This is a genomic window from Streptomyces sp. 12E (assembly GCF_055633275.1).
This window is the reverse complement of sequence record NZ_JBVNCJ010000001.1, coordinates 3,129,260-3,149,639: the sequence shown is the minus strand read 5'-3', so window position 1 is coordinate 3,149,639 and position 20,380 is coordinate 3,129,260. Positions and strand designations below refer to the sequence as shown.

Below are 20,380 nucleotides of genomic sequence, written 5' to 3'. Positions count from 1 at the left end.
TGAGTGCTAACGACGGTCCATCTTGACGTATTCCGCGGGTTCAGTCCACTGCGGCGGACTCGCGGTGACCGACGCCACGTGCGACGGTGCGCCCGCGCGGGCCCGCGGCCAGCCGCGACCGCAGCGCCAGCAGCGTCACGAGGGCCAGTACCGTACCGGCCATCGGGACCAGGAAGCCGGCGCCGCCCCACAGGCGGTCCTCCAGCTGTCCGGCGACCGTGACGGCCGCCGCCTGGCCGAGCGCGACGGCGCCGGTCAGCCAGGTGAAGGCCTCGGTGCGGGCGCCCGCCGGGACCAGGTTCTCCACCAGCGTGTAGCCGGTGATCAGGGCCGGCGCGATGCACATGCCGACCAGCAGGCCGAGGCCGGCCAGCAGCAGCGCCGAGTGGGCGGTCCACAGGGCGGACGCGGTCAGCGCGAGCGCCGTGTAGCCGATCACCAGGCGCCGCTGCGGGGCGGTCTTCCAGGCGATCGCGCCGCAGGCGATGCCGGAGAGCATGTTGCCCGCGGCGAAGACGCCGTAGAGGACGCCGTTCAGGCCGGGCTCGCCGATCGACTCGGTGAACGCGGCCAGCGAGACCTGCATGCCGCCGAAGACGGAACCGATGCCCAGGAAGGTCACGATCAGCACGCGCACACCGGGGACGCGCAGCGCGGAGACGTGCTCCGCGCGCGCGTGCCCGTCGCGGCCCGCCTCGGGCTGAGTGCCCTTCTGCGCGGCGAACAGCAGACCGCCGACCAGCGTCAGCCCGGCCTCGGTGAGCAGGCCCGCGGCCGGGTCGACGGCCGTGCACAGGGCCGTGGCCAGCAGCGGTCCGACGACGAAGGTGAACTCGTCGGTGACGGACTCGAAGGCCGCCGCGGTGGTCATCAGCGGGGAGTCCTTGAGCCGCACGCCCCAGCGGGCCCGCACCATGGGCCCGATCTGCGGCACCGAGGCGCCCGTGGGCACGGCGGCGGCGAACAGCGCCCACAGGGGTGCGTGGGACAGCGCCAGCGCGGTGAGGGTCAGTCCGGCCACCGTGTGCACCAGGACGCCGGGCACCAGGACGGCGCGCTGCCCGTGACGGTCGGCGAGACGGCCGCTGTAGGGCGCGAACAGCGCCATGGAGACGCCGGTGACGGCCGCGACGGCGCCGGCCGCGCCGTACGAGCCGGTGGTGTGCTGCACCAGCAGCACGATGGAGAGGGTGAGCATCGCGAACGGCTGGCGTGCCGCGAAGCCGGGGAGCAGGAACGTCCACGCGCCGCGCGTGCGCAGCAGTCGGCCGTATCCCGGTCGGGAGGTGGCCGCCGGGTCCTTCGACGTGGTGACCGTGGATGCCACGGCCCGTGCCTTTCCGCCACCTGGTAGCGGCCCGCGCGGTGTACGGGCACGCCGAGAGCTGTCCTCTTGCGCTGACTGCGGTAGATGCCGGCGCCACAGCTCAGGGCGCTCCGGCCGCCATACGGTCGCGCCAGCTCTGCGTCAGGCAGAGTTGGTTCGATCTGGGGTCCCTCGCATCTTACAGGGATCACCTGCCGCCCGCTGTGAGGCCGGGCACCTCGCCGGCGTCCCCCCGCGAGCCGTCAGCCTTCCGTCCGCGGTCCGTCGGAGATCAGCCAGCCGGCCAGCTTGCCGCCCCGGCCGACCGCGCGCAGACGCCGTTCGGCGGCGTCCCGTACCGGGTCCGTGGCGACGACCAGCAGTTCGTCCCCGCGGCGCAGCACCGTCGACGGCAGCGGCACGAAGGACGTGCCCTCGCGCACGACGAGGGTGACGGCGGCCCCGGCCGGCAGCCGCAGTTCGGCGACCTCCACGCCGTGCATCTTCGACCCGGCCGGGATGGCGACCGACAGCAGGTGTCCGCGCAGCCGCTCCAGGGGGGCCGACTCGATGCCGAGGTCGGCTGCGGAGTCCGCGCCCAGGCGCAGTGTGCGGGCCAGCCAGGGCAGGGTCGGTCCCTGGATGAGGGTGTAGACGACGACCAGGACGAAGACGATGTTGAAGATCCGCTCGCTCCCGGCGACGCCCTGCACCATCGGGATCGTCGCCAGGATGATGGGCACGGCGCCGCGCAGTCCCGCCCAGGACATCAGCGTCTGCTCCTGCCAGGGCATCCGGAACGGCAGCAGGCAGACGACGACGCTCAGCGGGCGGGCCACCATGGTGAGCGCCAGCCCGATGACCAGCGCGGGCACGATGTCGTCGCCCAGTTCGTGCGGGGTGACGAGCAGGCCGAGCAGGACGAACATGCCGATCTGGGCGATCCAGCCGAGCCCTTCGGCGAAGCCGCGGGTGGCGGGCCAGTGCGGCAGTTTGGCGTTGCCCAGCACCATCGAGGCGAGGTAGACGGCGAGGAAGCCGCTGCCGTGGGCGATGGCGCCGGCCGCGTAGGCGGCGATCGCGATGGCCATGACGGCGATCGGGTAGAGGCCGGAGGCGGGCAGCGCCACGTGCCGCAGCCCCCAGGCTCCCAGCCAGCCCACCGCGAGTCCGATGGCGGCGCCGATGGCCAGCTCCAGCACTATCTCGCCGACCAGGACGTACCAGTGCTCGACGGGTCCGGCCGTGGAGAAGGCGACGACCAGGATGACGACGGGTGCGTCGTTGAAGCCGGACTCCGCCTCCAGCGCGCCCGTCACCCGCGCGGGGAGCGGTATCCTCCGCAGCACCGAGAAGACGGCCGCCGCGTCGGTCGACGACACCACCGCGCCGATGATCAGTGCCTGCCGCCACTCCAGTCCGACCAGGAAGTGCGCGGCCGACGCCGTGACGCCGACGCTCACCGCGACGCCGGCCAGGGCGAGCGCGGTGGCGGCGGGCAGGATCGGTTTCACCTCCGTCCACTTCGTGCCCAGACCGCCCTCGGCCAGGATCACGACCAGGGCCGCGTATCCGATGACCTGGGTCAGTTCGGCGTTGTCGAAGTGGATGTTGCCGAAGCCGTCCTGGCCCAGGGCGATGCCGATGCCCAGGTAGACGAGCAGGCTGGGGAGCCCGCTGCGCGAGGAGATCCGGACCGCTGCGACGGCGACGAGCAGGACGATCGAGCAGACGAGCAGGAGCTGGTTGAGGTGGTCGACAGTCAGCGGCCGTTCCCTTCCCTGACTCAGGCGCACCGCGCGTGAGCTCACGTACATCGCATGCGATCCACCGCTTCCGCGGCAAACTACTTCGTTACCTTACCTAACTCTTGACGCGTTCTTGACGCTCGCGGGTGCATGATCGAACGTCCGTCCGGGCTGGTTCCCCACTCCGGGTCAAGTGCCGCGGGGCCCTGCGCCTATCGTTGCTCCAGCGCTCAGTTAAAAGCACAGCCCGACCTGCCGCTCGCGTTAGGACAGCAAGGACAGCGATGCCCACCGACACCACCGCCTCCACGGGTCAGCAACCCGGCAAGTCCGGCAGGAAGAAGGGGCGTAAAGCCCGACTGATCGTGCTCGTCCTGGTGCTGGCCCTGATCGGCGGTGTCGCCTACGGGGGGTACTGGTCCGTCAGCACCGTGCGCGCCTCCTTCCCGCAGACCAAGGGCTCGATCACGCTCAAGGGCCTGACCGGGACCGTCGACGTCAAGCGGGACGGCTACGGCATCCCGCAGATCTACGCCTCCTCCGACGAGGACCTGTTCATGGCGCAGGGCTACGTCCAGGCGCAGGACCGGTTCTACGAGATGGACGTGCGCCGGCACATGACCGCAGGGCGCCTGTCGGAGATGTTCGGCGAGGGCCAGGTCGACAACGACGAGTTCCTGCGCACCCTGGGCTGGGACCGGGTCGCGAAGGAGGAGTACGAGAAGAAGCTCTCCCCCGCCACGAAGAAGTATCTCGAGGCGTACGCCAAGGGCGTCAACGCCTACCTGGAGGGCAAGGACGGCGAGGAGATCTCCCTGGAGTACGCGGCCCTCGGCTTCGAGAACGACTACAAGCCCGGGAAGTGGACCCCGGTCGACTCCGTGGCCTGGCTGAAGGCGATGGCCTGGGACCTGCGCGGCAACATGCAGGACGAGATCGACCGCGCGCTGATGACCAGCCGCCTCGGCCCGCAGCAGATCGCCGACCTGTACCCGGCGTACCCGTACAGCCGGAACAAGCCGGTGGTCCAGGAGGGCGGGTACGACCAGCTCACCGGGGCCTACGAGCAGGGCGAGAACACGGACGGGACGGGCACCGGCATGGGTACGGGCACCGGCACCGGCATGGGTACGGGCACCGGCACGGGCACCGGCACAGGCACCGGCACAGGCACCGGCACCGGAGGTTCCGCCCTGGAGGGCCAGCTGACCGGCCTCCAGCGGGTCCTGGAGGACCTCCCCACCGCCGTGGGCGTCAACGGCGACGGCATCGGCTCCAACTCCTGGGTGGTCTCCGGGAAGCACACCATCACCGGCAAGCCGCTGCTCGCCAACGACCCGCACCTGTCGGCCTCGCTGCCGTCCGTCTGGTACCAGATGGGCCTGCACTGCCGCAGCGTCTCCGCCGAGTGCCAGTACGACGTCACCGGCTACACCTTCGCGGGCATGCCGGGCGTGATAATCGGCCACAACCAGGACATCGCCTGGGGCCTGACCAACTCCGGCGTCGACGTCACCGACCTCTACCTGGAGAAGATCACCGGCGACGGCTACCAGTACGACGGCAAGGTGGTGCCGTTCAAGACCCGCGAGGAGACCATCGAGGTCGCCGGCGGCAGGGCGCGGAAGATCGTCGTGCGGGAGACCAACAACGGCCCCCTGCTCTCCGACCGTTCCGACGAGCTGGTGAAGACCGGCAAGAAGGCCGCCGTCGACAGCGCCGCCCCCGACCGGGGCGACGGCTACGGCGTCGCGCTGCGCTGGACCGCGCTGGACCCGGGACGCACCATGGACTCCGTCTTCGCGATCAACCGCGCGAAGGACTGGGAGGACTTCCGCGAGGCCGCCGCCCTGTTCGAGGTGCCCTCGCAGAACCTCGTCTACGCGGACACCGAGGGCAGCATCGGCTACACGCTCCCCGGGAAGATCCCCGCCCGTGCGGAGAACCACGACGGTTCCCTCCCCGCCCCCGGCTGGGACCCCGACTACGAGTGGGCCGGCTGGATCGACCAGGACGCGCTGCCCTACGAGTACAACCCGGAGCGCGGCTACATCGTCACCGCCAACCAGGCCGTCGTCGGCGAGGACTACCCGTACACGCTGACCACCGACTGGGGTTACGGCGCCCGCAGTCAGCGGATCACCGAACTGATCAAGTCGAAGATCAAGGACGACGGCAAGATCTCCACCGACGACATGCGGCAGATGCAGCTCGACAACTCCAGCACCATCGCCAAGCTGCTGGTGCCGCACCTGCTCAAGATCGACACCGAGGACGCGGACGTCCGCGAGGCGCAGAAGCTGCTGGAGGGCTGGGACTACACCCAGGACGCCGACTCGGCGGCCGCCGCCTACTTCAACTCCGTCTGGCGCAACATCCTCAAGCTCGCCTTCGGCCACAAGCTGCCCAAGGAGCTGCGGGTCAAGGGCCAGTGCCTGTGGGTCGAGCCGGTCAACACCACCGGGCCCGCCGACGAGGCGGGCAAGGTCCGCGAGTGCGGTCAGCGCGACGCCGACCAGGCGCAGCCCGACGGCGGCGACCGCTGGTTCGAGGTGGTCCGCAAGCTGATGGACAAGGAGGACAGCGACTGGTGGAAGACCCCCAAGTCGGGCACCCGCCCCGCCGCGGACAACCGTGACGAGCTGTTCAAGCGCGCCCTGATCGACGCCCGCTGGGAGCTGACCGCCAAGCTCGGCAAGGACATCGACAGCTGGAGCTGGGGCCGGCTGCACCGCCTGTTCCTGAAGAACCAGACCCTCGGCACCGAGGGCCCGGGCTTCCTGCAGTACCTCCTCAACCGCGGCCCGTGGAAGCTCGGCGGCGGCGAGGCCACCGTCAACGCGACCGGCTGGAACGCCGCCGGCGGCTACGGCGTCGTGTGGGTGCCGTCCATGCGGATGGTGGTCAACCTCGGCGACCTCGACAAGTCCCGGTGGATCAACCTCACCGGCGCCTCCGGACACGCCTACAGCTCCCACTACGTCGACCAGACGGACAAGTGGGCCGAGGGCGAACTGCTGGAGTGGCCGTACTCGGAGAAGGCGGTCGCGGACAGCACCGGCGACACCCTGCTGCTGAAGCCCTGATCCCGGTCCCCGCCGTCGGAAGCGGCCTCCGCGCGCACGCGGAGGCCGCTTCCGCGTGTGCGGGGGCGCTCAGTTGAACCGGCGCACCCCGGACGGCGTCACCACCGCGTGCACCGGCCGGTCGTGCGGTTCCACGGGGACGCGCGCGACGACCTCCGCGTCGTACAGCAGCACCACCAGCGCCGGATGCGCGCCCGCGCGGTCCAGCCGGGCGAGGACCCGGTCGTAGGAGCCGCCGCCGCGGCCCAGGCGCATCCCGTGCGCGTCGACGGCGAGGCCCGGCAGCAGGACGACGTCCGTCTCCGTGACGGCCTCCGGTCCGAGGCGCGGCCCCGCGGGCTCGAGGAGCGCCGTCTTCGCGCCGTGCCGCACGCGCACGAGTGATTCCCCGCCCTCGTACACCCCCCAGTCCAGGTCGTTGTCGGGCAGCAGGGCGGGCAGCAGGACGCGTGCGCCCCGCGCGCGCAGCGCGTCGAGCAGCGCGAGCGTGCCGGGTTCGCTGCCCACGGAGACGTACGCCGCCACCGTGCGCGCGTGCGCCAGCTCGGGCAGTCCGAGCGCCTGCCGGGCCAGGGCGGCCGCGGATTCCCGCACGTCGTCCGCCGTCAACCCGTTCCTCACCGTGAGGAGATCCCGGCGCCATCTCCGTTTGTCAGGCTCGTTCGTGCTCTCTTCGTGTCTCAAGTCTGTTCCCGTACCGTTCCAATATGCTCATATGATCGGTAATTGACCGGAGCCTCAGATTCGAAGCAAAGCGGCCCGATATGGTGTCGGGCATGTCTCAGTCACACCCTCGGATCAGCAAGGCTGTCATCCCCGCGGCCGGCCTCGGCACCCGGTTCCTGCCGGCCACCAAGGCCACTCCCAAGGAGATGCTGCCGGTCGTCGACAAGCCGGCGATCCAGTACGTGGTCGAAGAGGCCGTCTCCGCCGGTCTCGACGACGTCCTCATGGTGACGGGCCGCAACAAGCGCCCCCTGGAGGACCATTTCGACCGCAATTACGAGCTGGAGTCCGCCCTCCAGAAGAAGGGCGACGCCGACCGTCTCGCCAAGGTCCAGGAGTCCAGCGACCTCGCCACCATGCACTACGTCCGCCAGGGCGACCCCAAGGGCCTCGGCCACGCCGTGCTGTGCGCCGCCCCGCACGTCGGCGACGAGCCCTTCGCCGTCCTCCTCGGCGACGACCTGATCGACCCGCGCGACCTCCTGCTCCAGCGCATGATCGAGGTCCAGCAGCGGCACGGCGGCAGCGTCGTCGCGCTCATGGAGGTGGCCCCCGAGCAGATCCACCTCTACGGCTCCGCCGCCGTCGAGACCACCGCGGACACCGACGTCGTCAAGGTCAGCGGTCTGGTCGAGAAGCCCGCCGCCGAGGACGCCCCCTCGAACTACGCCATCATCGGCCGTTACGTCCTCGACCCGGCGGTCTTCGACGTCCTGCGCAAGACCGAGCCCGGCCGCGGCGGCGAGATCCAGCTCACCGACGCCCTCCAGCAGCTCGCCACCGACGAGAAGGCCGGCGGCCCGGTGCACGGCGTCGTCTTCCAGGGCCGCCGCTATGACACCGGCGACCGCGGCGACTACCTGCGTGCCATTGTCCGGCTCGCGTGCGAACGTGAGGACCTGGGCCCGGACTTCCGGACCTGGCTCCAGCAGTACGTCACCGAGGAGATGCAGCGACGTTGAGCACCGCAGCGCCCCGCACCGCAGGACCGGACCGCCTCTGGTCGGTGGACGAGCACCTGGACGACATCCTCGCGACCGTCCGGCCCCTCGAACCCATCGAGCTGCACCTCCTCGACGCCCAGGGCTGCGTCCTGGTCGAGGACGTCACGGTGCCGGTCTCCCTGCCTCCGTTCGACAACAGCTCCATGGACGGGTACGCGGTACGGGTCGCGGACGTCGCGGGCGCGAGCGAGCGGTACCCGGCGGCCCTCGAGGTCGTCGGGGACGTCGCCGCGGGCGCGGACGGCCTCCTCCGGGTCGGCCCCGGCCAGGCCGCCCGCATCATGACCGGCGCCCCGCTCCCGCCGGGCGCCGAGACCGTCGTCCCCGTCGAGTGGACCGACGGCGGCCTCGGCGAGGGCCCGGCCACCGGGATGCGCGCCCGCAGTCTCGCCCCCGAGGGCGCCACCGGGCAGGTGAACGTGTACCGCCCGGCCGAGGCACGCGCGCACGTGCGCGCCGAGGGCAGCGACGTCAAGGCCGGCGACCGCGCCCTGGCGGCCGGCACCGTCCTCGGCCCGCCGCAGATCTCCCTGCTCGCCGCGATCGGCCGCGGCACGGTGCGCGTACGCCCGCGCCCGCGCGTGGTGGTGCTCTCCACCGGCAGCGAACTCGTCCAGCCCGACGGGGAACTGGGCCCGGGGCAGATCTACGACTCCAACAGTTTCGCCCTCACCGCCGCCGCACGGGACGCGGGCGCGATCGCCTACCGCGTGGGCGCCGTCGCCGACGACGCCACGACCCTGCGGGACACCATCGAGGACCAGCTGGTGCGCGCCGACCTGATGGTCACCACCGGCGGCGTGAGCGTCGGGGCGTACGACGTCGTCAAGGAGGCGCTGTCGTACGCCGGGGACGAGGACGAGCCCGGCAGCGGTGTCGAGTTCCGCAGGCTCGCCATGCAGCCGGGCAAGCCCCAGGGCTTCGGCTCCATCGGCCCCGACCACACCCCGCTGCTGGCCCTGCCCGGCAATCCGGTCTCCAGTTACGTCTCCTTCGAGCTGTTCGTCCGTCCCGCCATCCGCACCCTGATGGGCCTGACGGACGTCCACCGGCCGAGGACCCGCGCGAAGCTCACCGCGGACCGGGCGCTGACCTCGCCCAGGGGCCGCCGCCAGTTCCTGCGCGGCCGGTACGCCGACGGCGCGGTGACGCCCGTGGGGGGCGCCGGTTCCCACCTGGTGGCGGCCCTCGCGCGGGCCGACGCGCTGATCGTCGTCCCCGAGGACGCCGAGTCCGTCGTGCCCGGCACCGAGGTCGAGGTGGTCCTGCTCGGCTGAGCGCGACCGGTTGGCGGTACCGTGTCGCGCACAGCAGGCCCGTGCGCCGCACCGCGACGGGCCAGGACCGGGAGCGCCACACGATCATGACCGTGCCTTCCCGGGGGGAGACCCCCGGACCCTCCGAACCCGCCGGGCAGTCCCGTCTGACCCACATCGACGCGGCGGGCGCCGCCCGCATGGTCGACGTGTCCGGCAAGGACGTCACCGCGCGCACCGCGCGGGCCACCGGCCGCGTCCTCGTCTCACCGCGCGTGATCGAGCTGCTGCGCGGCGAGGGCGTCCCCAAGGGCGACGCGCTGGCCACCGCGCGCATCGCGGGCATCATGGGCGCCAAACGCACCCCCGACCTGATCCCGCTGTGCCACCCGCTGTCGGTCTCCGGTGTGAAACTGGACCTGTCGGTCGCGGACGACGCCGTGGAGATCGCGGCCACGGTGAGGACGACGGACCGTACGGGCGTCGAGATGGAGGCGCTCACCGCGGTCTCCGTCGCCGCGCTCACCGTGATCGACATGGTCAAGGCGGTCGACAAGGAGGCGGTCATCACGGACGTCCGGGTCGAGGAGAAGACGGGCGGCAAGTCGGGCGACTGGAGCCGGGCATGACTCCCGACGCGACTGCCGGCGGCGCGCTGCTCGCTCCGTACAGCGCGCTCGTCGTCACCGCCTCCAACCGGGCCGCCGCCGGCGTCTACGAGGACAAGGGCGGCCCGCTGGTCGCGGAGGGCCTGCGGCGCTTCGGTTTCGCGGTCGACGGCCCTCGGGTGGTCCCCGACGGCGACCCCGTGGCGACCGCCCTGCGCGCGGGCGTCGACGCCGGGTACGACGTCGTCGTGACCACCGGCGGCACCGGCGTCTCACCCACCGACCGCACCCCCGAGGCGACCCGCCGGGTCATCGACCGCGAGGTCCCCGGCATCGCGGAGGCCATCCGGGCGTACGGCCGGGACAAGGTGCCCACGGCCGCCCTCTCCCGGGGCATCGCGGGGGTCGCGGGCTCCACGCTCATCGTCAACCTGCCGGGGTCCAGCGGCGGGGTGAAGGACGGTCTCGCCGTCCTGGAGCCGCTGCTGAAGCACGCCGTGGACCAACTGCGCGGCGGGGACCACCCGCGACCGGACGCCACGGGCGGGGGTGCGAGCTGAACACCCCGCACTGGCCGGCCGAGCTGGTGGACGGCGACATCGTCCTCCGGCCGATAAGGCTGCGCGACCAGAAGGCCTGGCGCGAGGTCAACCGGCGCAACCGCGACTGGCTGCGGCCCTGGGAGGCGACGATCCCGCCGCCCACGCCCAGCGGACCGGTCATCCACCGGCCGACGTACCGTCAGATGGTCCGCCACCTGCGCTCCGAGGCGAACGCGGGCCGGATGCTGCCGTTCGTCATCGAGTACCAGGGACGTCTCGTCGGCCAGTTGACGGTCGCCGGGATCACCTGGGGCTCGATGTGCTCGGGCCACGTCGGCTACTGGGTGGACGAGGCGGTGGCCGGCCGAGGAGTGGTGCCGACGGCCGTGGCGATGGTCGTGGACCACTGTTTCCGCACGGTCGGACTGCACCGCATCGAGGTCTGCATTCGCCCCGAGAACGGACCGAGCCGCAGGGTCGTGGAAAAACTCGGATTCCGCGAGGAGGGCCTGCGCGCGCGTTATCTGCACATCGACGGGGCCTGGCGCGACCATCTCGTCTTCGCGCTCACGGCGGAAGAGGTCCCCGACGGTTTGCTCGCCCGGTGGCGCCGGGCACGCTCCCAGGGGCCCTCCGGCCACGAGCGGCGCAACCCGGAAATCCCGCACGGCCCCGGAATTGAATAAACGTTCGAATTCAAGGGGGAGGCGACCGTCTTCGGGCGCGGAATTCCCGGTTCAGGTGGTTCCCTGATCGCGTCGATCACAAGAAAAGTTCGAAATATCAGCCAGATCGTGCGACACACCGGTCCAATTGGCGGATGCCCCCGTGCACATCCCTCTACCGTGTGGGACGTGAGCAGCAGCGGCCTCATCTACGCAGTCATCGTCGGGGCCTGGGCCGCCTACTTGGTGCCGATGTGGCTCCGTAGGCAGGACGAGCTGAACGAGGCCCGTCCGACGGAACGCTTCAGCACCGCCATCCGATTGCTGTCCGGACGGGCGGGCATGGAGCGCCGGTACGCCAAGGACCTGCGGGCGCGCTCCGCCGACGAGGGGGAGCGGAGCGTCCACGACCCGGACGCGGTCACCGACACGGTGGACGTCCGGGCCTTCGCCGTGTCCCAGACCCGCCCGCAGACCCAGGCGCCCCTACCGTCACCCTCCGAGGAGCGGCCGGAACCGGCATCCGGCCGGCCCCCGCGCGAGCACGCGGAACGGCGGGCGCCCGAACCGGCCGCCGCGCGGGGACGTGTTCCGGCCGCCCGCCGCGGACCGGACGCCCAGCGGGCCCGGGCGGCGCAGGCCGCCGCACGCGCCCAGCGCTCGAAGGCGCTCGCCCGCCGCCGGCGCACCACCACGATGCTGTTCATCGCCTTCACGCTCGGCGCGGTCGTCGCGGCGGTCGGCGGACTGGCCTTCCTCTGGGCGCCCGGCGTGCCGGCCGTACTGCTGAGCGCGTACATCGCCTATCTCCGCTCCCAGGAGCGCCGCCGCTTCGCCTACCAGATGGACCGCCGCCAGGCCGAGATCGCGGCGCAGCGGCTGCGCGAGCGGGAGCGCCAGCCGCGCCGCCGTCCCTCCGTGGAGGACGCCGACCCCGACGAACCGGAGGGGCCGGAGGCGGGAGTCGATCCCGACCCGGGCCTGACCGCGCTCGCCGCGGACCGGCGCGCGCTCGTCGAGCAGACCGACCACGCCGAGTGGGTCGACCAGCAGCGCGAGCGGCAGCGGCGGCCCGGCCAGGGCGGCGACAGCTGGGACCCGGTCCCGGTACCGCTCCCCACGTACGTCACCGCCCCGGTCGCCCCCCGCGCCTCCGGCGACGTGGACCTCGGCGCCCCGGACACCTGGAGCTCGGCCCGCTCCAGCGCCGTGCCGGCGGACGAGACGCAGGATCCGTCCGACGAAGCGGACCCGGACCCGGAGGCCCCCGCGGACGCCCGCAGCGACGCCCGCCGGGCCGCCTCCGCCCGACGCTCCCGCGAACGCGGCCGCACCCCCCTCTTCGACCAGTACGAGGACGGGGAGCGCCCGAAGGCCGCCAACGAGTAGGGCCGGGCCGATGGATTTCCGGGCACCCCGATCGGGATGCTAAAGTTTCACTCGTTGCAAGGGCCTGTGGCGCAGTCCGGTAGCGCACCTCGTTCGCATCGAGGGGGCCAGGGGTTCAAATCCCCTCAGGTCCACGCAGCTCGAAGCCCCGGTCGGTATTCACCGACCGGGGCTTCGACATGTGGTGCGGGAGGTGTTCCGGGCCCTGCTGACGCCCCACCACTTCCGGGCCGGCGCCCGGTCGCACCGGCCGGCCGGATGCCGAACGCCCCCGGTCCGGGATCGGGCCGAGGGCGTGGTCACGGCGGGCCGTGGGGTCAGGCGACCGTCCACTTCTGGTTGGCGGCGCCGGTGCACGTCCAGATCTGCAGGGGCGTGCCGTCGGCAAAGGAGCCGCCCTTGGCGTCCAGACACTTGTCCGCACCGATGTTGACCAGATCACGGGCGGAGGTGTGGGCCCACTGCTGGGCCTTGGTGCCGTTGCAGGTGTAGAGCTGTACGGGCGTCCCGTCCGCGGTGGAAGCGTCGCGGACGTCGAGGCACTTGCCGAGGGCGCGTACGGTGCCGTCGCCGCCCAGGGTCCACTTCTGCGCGTCGACGCCGGTGCAGTCGTGCAGCTGGATCGGGGTCCGGTCCGCGGTCGAGGCGCCGGCGACGTCGACGCACATGCCGCCGATGCCCTCGACGGCGCCGGTCCGGGCGGTGCCGCCGTCCCCGGAGGAGCCGCCGGAGGCGGAGACGCGTACGTAGTCGACGGTCATCGTCTGCGGGAACGCGGTGGAGGCGTCCGGGCTGCCGGGCCAGTCGCCGCCGACGGCGAGGTTGAGGATGAGGAAGAACGGGTGGTCGTAGACCCACTTCCTGCCGCCCAGGTCGGCCGGGGTGCGGGTCTGGTAGGTCTGCCCGTCGACGGACCAGGTGATCTCCTCGGGGCTCCAGTCGACCGCGAAGACGTGGAAGCCGTCGGCGAAGGCCGCGCCGCCCGGGAGCGTGTACGAGGCGCCGATGCCGCCGCCACCGGAGTAGCCGGGGCCGTGGACGGTGCCGTGGACGATCCCGGGTTCGTGGCCGACGTTCTCCATGATGTCGATCTCGCCGCTGTCGGGCCATCCGGCCGTGCCCAGGTCGTCGCCGAGCATCCAGAACGCGGGCCACATGCCCTGACCGCGGGGCACCTTGATGCGTGCCTCGAAGCGACCGTAGGCCTGGGTGAAGGTCTTGGCGGTGTTGAGGCGGGCGGAGGTGTACTGGCAGGGGCCGTACCAGCACCGGAGCCCGGTGTCGGTGTTCTTGCGGGCGGTGATGACGAGGTTGCCGTCGCCGTCGAGGGCGGCGTTGTCCCTGCTGTCGCGGTAGTACTGCAACTCGTGGTTCCCGTTGCCGCTGCCGCCGGTCTCCAGCGTCCACTTGCCGGGGTCCGGGGCGCTGCCTGCCGGGCCGTCGAACTCGTCGGACCAGGTCGGCGCGGTGGTGGCGGCGCCGGCCCGGTCGGCGGACGGTCCTGTGGTGAGGAAGGCGAAGGCGGCGACGACCGCGGTGGAGACCAGCAGGACGAGCCCGCCGAGCGACCACCGGCGTGCGCGGTGAGCGGCCATGGGTGAACACACCTTGTCTGTGGGGAAGTTGCGTGGGGGTGGGGGTGGGGGGAAGTGGATCGTGGGGGAGCCCCGATGCTACGGACGGTTGACGGTGCAACCAACTGCCCGGTTTGTGCTTCAAGCGGCCCTGAACTGCGATTACTTGATGCCATAAGGTCCTCGGCCGATCGCTTAATGAGCGTTTAAGGGCGGCTTAAGCGAGCGGAGGCGGAACGGACCGTCAGCGACGCGAGCCGGCAGGCCTTCTGCGTGACCCGTGGAATGGGATGATCCCGTCCAAGGGATCGGCTGAACGTTTCTCGGGGGATCGAATGGGCGCGGACGGATGGCAGGGAAACGAGGGCCGCGCGGAACGCGTCGGACCGTATGCCATCGAGCGCACTCTCGGCGAGGGCGGCATGGGGACCGTGTATCTGGCCCGGTCACGCGGAGGGCGTGCCGTCGCTGTGAAGGTCGCGCGGGGCGAGCTCGCCGCCGACCCCGACTTCCGCGCCCGGTTCCGTGCCGAGGTGACCGCGGCACGCGCCGTCGGCGGCTTCCACACGGCGCCGGTCGTCGACGCGGACCCGAACGCGAACCCGCCCTGGCTGGCGACGGCGTACGTACCGGGGCCGACGCTCGCCGAGCGCATCCGGTCCCAGGGCCCCATGGGCGTAAGGGACCTGAAGGCACTCGGTGCGGCGCTCGCGGAGGCTCTGGAAGCCATCCACAACTGCGGTCTGGTCCACCGTGACCTGAAGCCCGGCAACATCATCATGGCCGAGGACGGGCCCCGCGTCCTCGACTTCGGGATTGCGCGGGCGGTCGAGTCCACCCGCCTGACGGCGACGGGCCACGCCTTCGGCACACCGGGCTTCCTTGCGCCCGAGCAGGCGATGGGCGCCGACGTCACGGGCGCGGCGGACATGTTCGCGTTGGGCGCGGTCCTCGTGGCGGCGGCGGGCGGCAGTGCGTTCGGGGGAGGCACGCCGATGGGGTTGATGTACCGGTCGGTACACGAACCGCCCGACCTGAGCGCCGTCCCACCGGCGATGCGTGAGGTGGTCGCGTCCTGCCTGGCCAAGGAACCGGAGCTGCGTCCTGGTCCGACACGGTTCCTGGATCTCCTCGACGAGTTGGCGGACGGGGAGACGGTGACGTCATATCCTCTCGTGCCCCCGCGCCCGCTCGTGCCTCTGCCGCCGTCCGTTCCCCCCTACGTGCCCACGGTCGTCGACGCGGCGGCGGACGCCCGCCCGGGGCGAGGGACGGCCTCGGACGACGGCGAGGCGTTCATCGCCGCGGATGTAGACTCCAGCATCGTGGTCGATGCCGACGGAGTGCTGCTGACACTCCACGGACGCGGGCTGCCGCTCGACCAGGTGGAGACCGACGAGGACCTCGACCGGGACGGTGTCGAGATCAACTTTTCCTGGCCGGAGATCGCCGGCATCGTCCCCCGCACCGTCCGCCGCACCTGGCTGCATATCACGGTCACGCTGCACGACGGCTCGGTGTTCGAGAGCGAGATCAAGGCTCCCCGCGCTGCCCGCACCCAGGAATGGCACCGTGATCTGGCCGGGGCGATCGCCCGTTATCGGCGGAACTGACGACCGCGGCCGAGGTCCTGTCGCCGCTCTTCGAGGGGTGGCCTCACCAGGCCGCTCACGGGCGCCAGTGCCCGCGAAGTCGAGCCGTGTCAACGGCGGCGAGGGTTTTTTCGTATCGCTCACAGGCTCCCGCAGTCCAGTGGTGGCCGTCACGCGTGTCTTCGTTACCGCCCATGGGGCTCCGCTCGTCAGGCCGTCACACTCGCGGGTTCCGCCATCCTCGGCTCAGGAACAGCACCGACTAGGATGCCCGGGCGGGACTCGGGCAAAGCGCGATCAAGCACTTAGTGAAAGCTGCTCGTGCTGCTGGCCTGCAGCGTGAGACGCACGGCCCGCACGATCGAGTCCGGTAATGATCATGCAGGAGGTTTCGGTGGCGTCAGCCGCGCGGCCGTCGGTTCCGAAGCCCGGTCCCCCCGCGAGCCGCGAGCGCTGGTTCCAGCCGCGGCGTTCCGGTCATGCGTGGGAACAGGAGGGGCTCGACCACATCAGGCAGCGGATGCCGAGGGCCGAGCCCTACCGGGCATGGGCGACGTTCCAGTTCACCGGCCCCTCGGGACGGGTCAACGAGTGCGACCTGCTCATCGCCGTGCCCGGTGGCGTGTACCTGCTGGAGCTGAAGGGCCACCCCGGCCGGGTGGTGAACCACGGGGACACCTGGCAGTTCCACAACGACCGGGTGCGCACCCTGAAGAACCCGCTGCACCTCACCGACCTCAAGGCCAAGGAGCTCAAGGAGCAGCTGGCACGGGCGGCGCGCGGCATGAAGGAGGACCCCAGAAGGGTGCCCTTCATCAAGCCGGCGGTCTTCCTGCACGCCCCCGGCCTGGTGAGCGACCTCGACGACTTCCAGCAGACCGGGGTGTACGCACGGGACGGCGGCGGGATCGGGCTCCCCGGCATCTGGGACGAACTGCTCGGACTGCCGCCCGAGCGGGAGAACTGGCGGATCACCCCGCAGACCAGCGCGCTGCTCGAAGAGCTGATGAAGCGCATCGGCGTCAGCCACTCGACCGCTCATCTGCGGTTCGGGGACGACTGGCGGCTGCAGCCGCGGGCGCTGGACGCCGGTCCCGGCTGGGAGGACCGGCTGGCCGAGCGGGACGACGGCCTCGTGCAGGAGAACGGCCGGGTACGGATCTACCTGGCCGGTGAGGCGGCCTCGCCCCAGCAGAAGCAGCAGGTGGACCGGGCGGCCCGCCGCGAGTACCAGGTGTTGCAGGGCATCAACCACCGCGGCATCGTGCAGGCGGTCCAGATACGCGAGCACCTGAGCGGCCCGGCGATCCTGTTCCGGCACCGGACGTCGGACCTGCGGCTGGACGCCTACCTCGACGCGTACGGAGGGCGGCTCACGCCTGAGACCCGGCTGGACATGGTGCGTCAGCTCGCCGAAGCCGTGCGGTACGCCCACAACCGCTCCCTCTACCATCGCGCCCTGTCCGCCCGGTCGGTGTACGTGTCGGCGGGCGAGGACGGCAGCGACCCGGTGCTGCGCATCGCGGACTGGCAGACCGCCGCCCGGGACTTCGAGACGACACTGCACCGCACCCTCGGGGACACCCCGCTGGACGCCAACCTGATCGCGGACGTCGCCCAGGTGTACCTCGCCCCGGAGACCGACCAGGAGTTCGCCGACCCGGTCGACCTCGACGTGTTCGGGCTGGGCAGCCTCGCGTATCTGCTGCTGACCGGGCGCCCGCCCGCCGACCGGCGCAGCGCCCTGCTGGACCGGCTGCGGGAGGAGGGTGGCCTGCACCCGTACGCCGTTGCCGACGGCGTGTCCGAGGCTCTGGACCTTCTGGTCTTCCAGGCGACCGCGGCGGACGTGCAGGACCGCATGGCGTCGGCGGACGAGTTCCTGCGGCTGCTGGACGCGGCGGAGGCGGACGCGGCGACGCCCGAGCCGTCGGGCGCGGCGGCCCCGGACCCCTTGACGGTCCAACCGGGCCAGTCCCTGGACGACACCTGGACCGTGACCCGCGTCCTCGGCACGGGTGCCACGGCCCGGGCCCTGCTGGTGCGTCGCACCGAGAGCGAGCCGGGCGGCGAATCGGATTCTCCGCGGGTGTTCAAGGTCGCGCTGGACCATGAGAAGGATGCCCGGCTGCAGGCGGAGGCCACCGCGCTGAAGGAGGTCGGCGGGGGCCGCATCGTGAAGCTGCTCGCCGAGCCGCGCCAGCTCGGTGGGCGCATGGTCCTGGAGATCGAGTACGCGGGCGGTTTCCGTCCGCCCGGCGACCGGGAGCCGGTCAGCCTCGGCTCGCGGCTGCGCGGCGAGGGAGCGCTCGGCTACGACCAGTTGGAGCGTTTCGGCAACGACCTCTTCGAAGCCCTGGACAGCCTCTCCGCGCGCGGGGTACGGCACCGCGACATCAAGCCCGACAACCTGGGGCTCTTCAAGCGCAGTGACGGGTCCTGGCAGCTCATGCTGTTCGACTTCTCGCTGGCCGACGCGCCCGACCAGGATCTGCACGCGGGCACGCGCGGCTATCTCGACCCGTTCCTGGGCGGCAGCCGACGCGAACGCTACGACGACCACGCCGAGTGGTACGCGGCAGCGGTGACCCTGCACGAGATGGCCACGGGCGAGCGGCCGGTGTGGGGTGACGGCCAGGGGAACCCGCTCACCGTGCCGGACGCCGAACTGCACATCGCGGACGAGCTGTTCGACCAGGCCCTGCGCGAGGGACTGACCGCGTTCTTCCAGCGGGCCCTGCACCGTGACGTCGAGGAGCGCTTCGACAGCCTGCGCGAGATGCAGGAGGCGTGGCGCCGACTGTTCCGTACGGCGGACAAGGCGCCGCCGGCCACCACCCCCGCCACGGTCGGCATGACGACCGAGGACATCGAGGACGCCCGGGACCAGGCCGCCGCCGCCGCCGGTCCGAAGACCCCGCTGGATGCGGCGGGTCTGTCCCCCCGGGCCGTGTCCGTCGCCGCGGCTCTGGGCGCGTCGACCGTGGAGGCCCTGCTCGACATCCCGCCGCATACGATCTCCCGCGCCCGTGGTGCGGGCAACGTGATCCGCAAGGAACTCAACCGCCGGCACCGCCAGTGGACGCACGCCCTGCGCAGGCGTCCCGCGTCCCGTCCGCCCGTGGCCGTCCCCGTGGACGCCGCCGAGGACGTGCTGGAGCCGGTGGAGACACTGGCGGCACGGCTCACGCCCCCGGACGGCAAGCGCCGCACCAAGCCGCGCCCGGACGTCGTCCTCACCACGCTCCAGCTGCCCGGCGGCGAGCGGCTGGATCCCTGGCCCGCGCAGCCCGCCATCGCCAAGGCGCTCGGCATCAGCCAGCCCACGGTCTCCCAGCACCAGCAGGCCGCGATCGAACTGTGGGCGGCGCTGCCCTGGCTGCGCCGTGTCCGGGACGAACTGGTGGCGATCCTGTCCGAGCAGGGCAGGGTCGCGACCGCCGAGGAGCTCGCCGCCGAGCTGCGCGCCCGGCACGGTGCGGGAGACGGGGATCCCGCCGACACGCTGGCCCTGGCCCTGGCCGTGGTGCGGGCGGCGGCGGAGGCGGAGTCGCGCAAGCGGGACGAGGACCCCGGCCTCGACGGCGAGCCCCCGGTCCGGCTGGCCGTGCTGCGGCGCGGCGGGCGCATGGTGCTGGCTCTGGAGGACCAGCCGGGCAGCGACGACCCCACACCGGCCGAACTCGCGGACTACGCCGCCGCCCTGGGCGAGGCGGCTGTGGGGGTCGCCGGCCGCGACCCGCTTCCGGGCCGGGCGACGGTGCTGCGGGAACTGCGCGCGGTGACAGCACCAGAGGGCATGGCGTCCATGGCCGACACCCGGTTGGTCGACCTGGCGGCGGCCATGGGGGGCGGCGTCGCCGTCTCCCCCCGGCTGGAACTCTTCCCGCTGGATATGGACCTGGTCCGTGCGCTGCGCATCTCCCAGGCACCCGCGGGGGTGCGCGCCGACACCGGCATAAGCGCCGCCGACCTGGTGGCCCGCGTCCGGGCACGCTTCCCGGGCCTGACCGTGCTGGCCGACACCACGTACGTGGAACTCGAGGAAGCGCTGGCCCAGACCGACTTCCCGCTCGCCTACGACGGGCAACGCAAACGGTTCATGCCCCGGGGGCGCGACCAGGCCGACAGCCGGTACGAGCCGTCGGTCTCCATGCTGACCAGCACCGGCACCCTGATCGCCGCCGCGCAGAGCGAGCTGGCGCTGGGCAGGGACCCGCGCCGGCTCCTGACGGCACGACTCCAGGCGGCCCGCCGGCGCGGCGGCTTCCTGGCACTCACCGTCAAGGCGCCCGAACTGCCGGGTGTGGCGGAGCGGCTGGCGGAACGCATGGACGTGGTACGGGTCTCGTTGGACGATCTGTTCCTTGCGGCCCTTCGGGACCTGGCGACGGAGCAGGGCGTCGAGTGGGCGGCGCTGCTGCGCGCGGACGCCGTGTTCGCCGCCTCGGGCACGCTCGGTGCGGGCCTCGCCTCCTACGCGCGGGCCGCATGCGAGAGGGTTCTCGCCCGCGCGGTGGCGCTGGCCGAGCAGTCGGGTCCGCGTACCGTGCTCTTCGTCCACGAGGCCGCGCTCACCGCCCGTTACTGGTCGGCGGGCGGGCGTGAGCTGCTGGTGACGCTGCAGGAGGCCGCCCGTCACCCGGGGGGTGTCCCGCATGGCTTGTGGTTGCTCGTGCCCATGGAAGACCCGGAGGCTTCGCCGGCCTTGGACGGCCGCACGGTGGACGTCGTGGACCGGGCGAGCGAATGGGAGCCGCTCACAGGACTGTTCCTGAAGGACCTCAAGGCCTGAGGACGTGGCGGTGCTTGGTCGGCGGCGCTGCAACTTGCGGTTGCTCGTTGCCGGTTCGAGTCCGGGGATGAGGAGTCACGACTAAGATC

General features: G+C 72.0%; 13 protein-coding genes and 1 tRNA gene. 10 read left to right on the top strand and 4 right to left on the bottom strand.

The genetic code is table 11. The features are described 5' to 3' along the window. Window positions 1-40 precede the first annotated feature (40 nt). Entirely contained in the window at window positions 41-1,327 is a 1,287-nt protein-coding gene (locus ACZ8ZB_RS14500) for an MFS transporter (RefSeq protein WP_470738140.1), read from the bottom strand. Window positions 1,328-1,569: 242 nt separating this feature from the next. Beyond that, complete coding sequence (locus ACZ8ZB_RS14495) at window positions 1,570-3,123, bottom strand: potassium/proton antiporter (protein WP_470738139.1); 1,554 nt, start codon at window positions 3,121-3,123, stop codon at window positions 1,570-1,572. A gap of 215 nt (window positions 3,124-3,338) precedes the next feature. Between ACZ8ZB_RS14495 and ACZ8ZB_RS14490 the strand changes: the two genes are divergently transcribed. Beyond that, on the top strand, window positions 3,339-6,140 hold the full coding sequence (locus ACZ8ZB_RS14490) for a penicillin acylase family protein (RefSeq protein ID WP_470738138.1): 2,802 nt from the start codon (window positions 3,339-3,341) through the stop codon (window positions 6,138-6,140). A gap of 69 nt (window positions 6,141-6,209) precedes the next feature. Here ACZ8ZB_RS14490 and ACZ8ZB_RS14485 read toward each other — a convergent pair whose 3' ends face one another. Beyond that, on the bottom strand, window positions 6,210-6,824 hold the full coding sequence (locus ACZ8ZB_RS14485; RefSeq protein WP_470738137.1) for a 5-formyltetrahydrofolate cyclo-ligase: 615 nt from the start codon (window positions 6,822-6,824) through the stop codon (window positions 6,210-6,212). A gap of 92 nt (window positions 6,825-6,916) precedes the next feature. Here ACZ8ZB_RS14485 and galU point away from each other — a divergent pair, with 92 nt between their 5' ends. The 7 genes from galU (at window position 6,917) to ACZ8ZB_RS14450 (ending at window position 12,464) form a co-directional block, all read left to right on the top strand. After that, a complete protein-coding gene (galU, locus tag ACZ8ZB_RS14480) occupies window positions 6,917-7,828 on the top strand; it encodes a UTP--glucose-1-phosphate uridylyltransferase GalU (protein ID WP_470738136.1) in 912 nt (303 codons plus the stop codon). Beyond that, entirely contained in the window at window positions 7,825-9,147 is a 1,323-nt protein-coding gene (gene glp / locus ACZ8ZB_RS14475) for a molybdotransferase-like divisome protein Glp (RefSeq protein WP_470738135.1), read from the top strand. The genes galU and glp overlap by 4 nt, the downstream gene beginning before the upstream one ends. An 86-nt stretch (window positions 9,148-9,233) precedes the next feature. Further along, complete coding sequence (gene moaC, locus ACZ8ZB_RS14470) at window positions 9,234-9,755, top strand: cyclic pyranopterin monophosphate synthase MoaC (protein WP_470738134.1); 522 nt, start codon at window positions 9,234-9,236, stop codon at window positions 9,753-9,755. Then, window positions 9,752-10,294, top strand: a complete 543-nt coding sequence (locus ACZ8ZB_RS14465; RefSeq protein WP_470738133.1) for a MogA/MoaB family molybdenum cofactor biosynthesis protein — start codon at window positions 9,752-9,754, stop codon at window positions 10,292-10,294. Before moaC ends, ACZ8ZB_RS14465 begins: the two co-directional genes overlap by 4 nt. 23 nt (window positions 10,295-10,317) lie before the next feature. Beyond that, window positions 10,318-10,962 carry a GNAT family N-acetyltransferase gene (locus tag ACZ8ZB_RS14460; RefSeq protein WP_470741481.1) on the top strand — a complete coding sequence of 215 codons (645 nt, stop codon included), beginning with the start codon at window positions 10,318-10,320 and terminating at the stop codon, window positions 10,960-10,962. Between the two features lie 168 nt (window positions 10,963-11,130). Then, complete coding sequence (gene sepX / locus ACZ8ZB_RS14455) at window positions 11,131-12,330, top strand: divisome protein SepX/GlpR (protein WP_470738132.1); 1,200 nt, start codon at window positions 11,131-11,133, stop codon at window positions 12,328-12,330. 60 nt (window positions 12,331-12,390) lie between these two features. Continuing rightward, window positions 12,391-12,464: transfer RNA gene (locus ACZ8ZB_RS14450), tRNA-Ala, on the top strand. 183 nt (window positions 12,465-12,647) lie between these two features. Here ACZ8ZB_RS14450 and ACZ8ZB_RS14445 read toward each other — a convergent pair. After that, complete coding sequence (locus tag ACZ8ZB_RS14445) at window positions 12,648-13,925, bottom strand: family 16 glycosylhydrolase (RefSeq protein WP_470738131.1); 1,278 nt, start codon at window positions 13,923-13,925, stop codon at window positions 12,648-12,650. A gap of 314 nt (window positions 13,926-14,239) precedes the next feature. On the opposite strand from ACZ8ZB_RS14445, the gene ACZ8ZB_RS14440 reads away from it, so the two are divergent. Beyond that, window positions 14,240-15,517 (top strand): serine/threonine-protein kinase, encoded by a 1,278-nt coding sequence (locus ACZ8ZB_RS14440; RefSeq protein WP_470738130.1) that lies wholly within the window; start codon window positions 14,240-14,242, stop codon window positions 15,515-15,517. A gap of 352 nt (window positions 15,518-15,869) precedes the next feature. Further along, a complete protein-coding gene (gene pglW, locus ACZ8ZB_RS14435; protein WP_470738129.1) occupies window positions 15,870-20,291 on the top strand; it encodes a BREX system serine/threonine kinase PglW in 4,422 nt (1,473 codons plus the stop codon). Window positions 20,292-20,380: the final 89 nt, after the last annotated feature.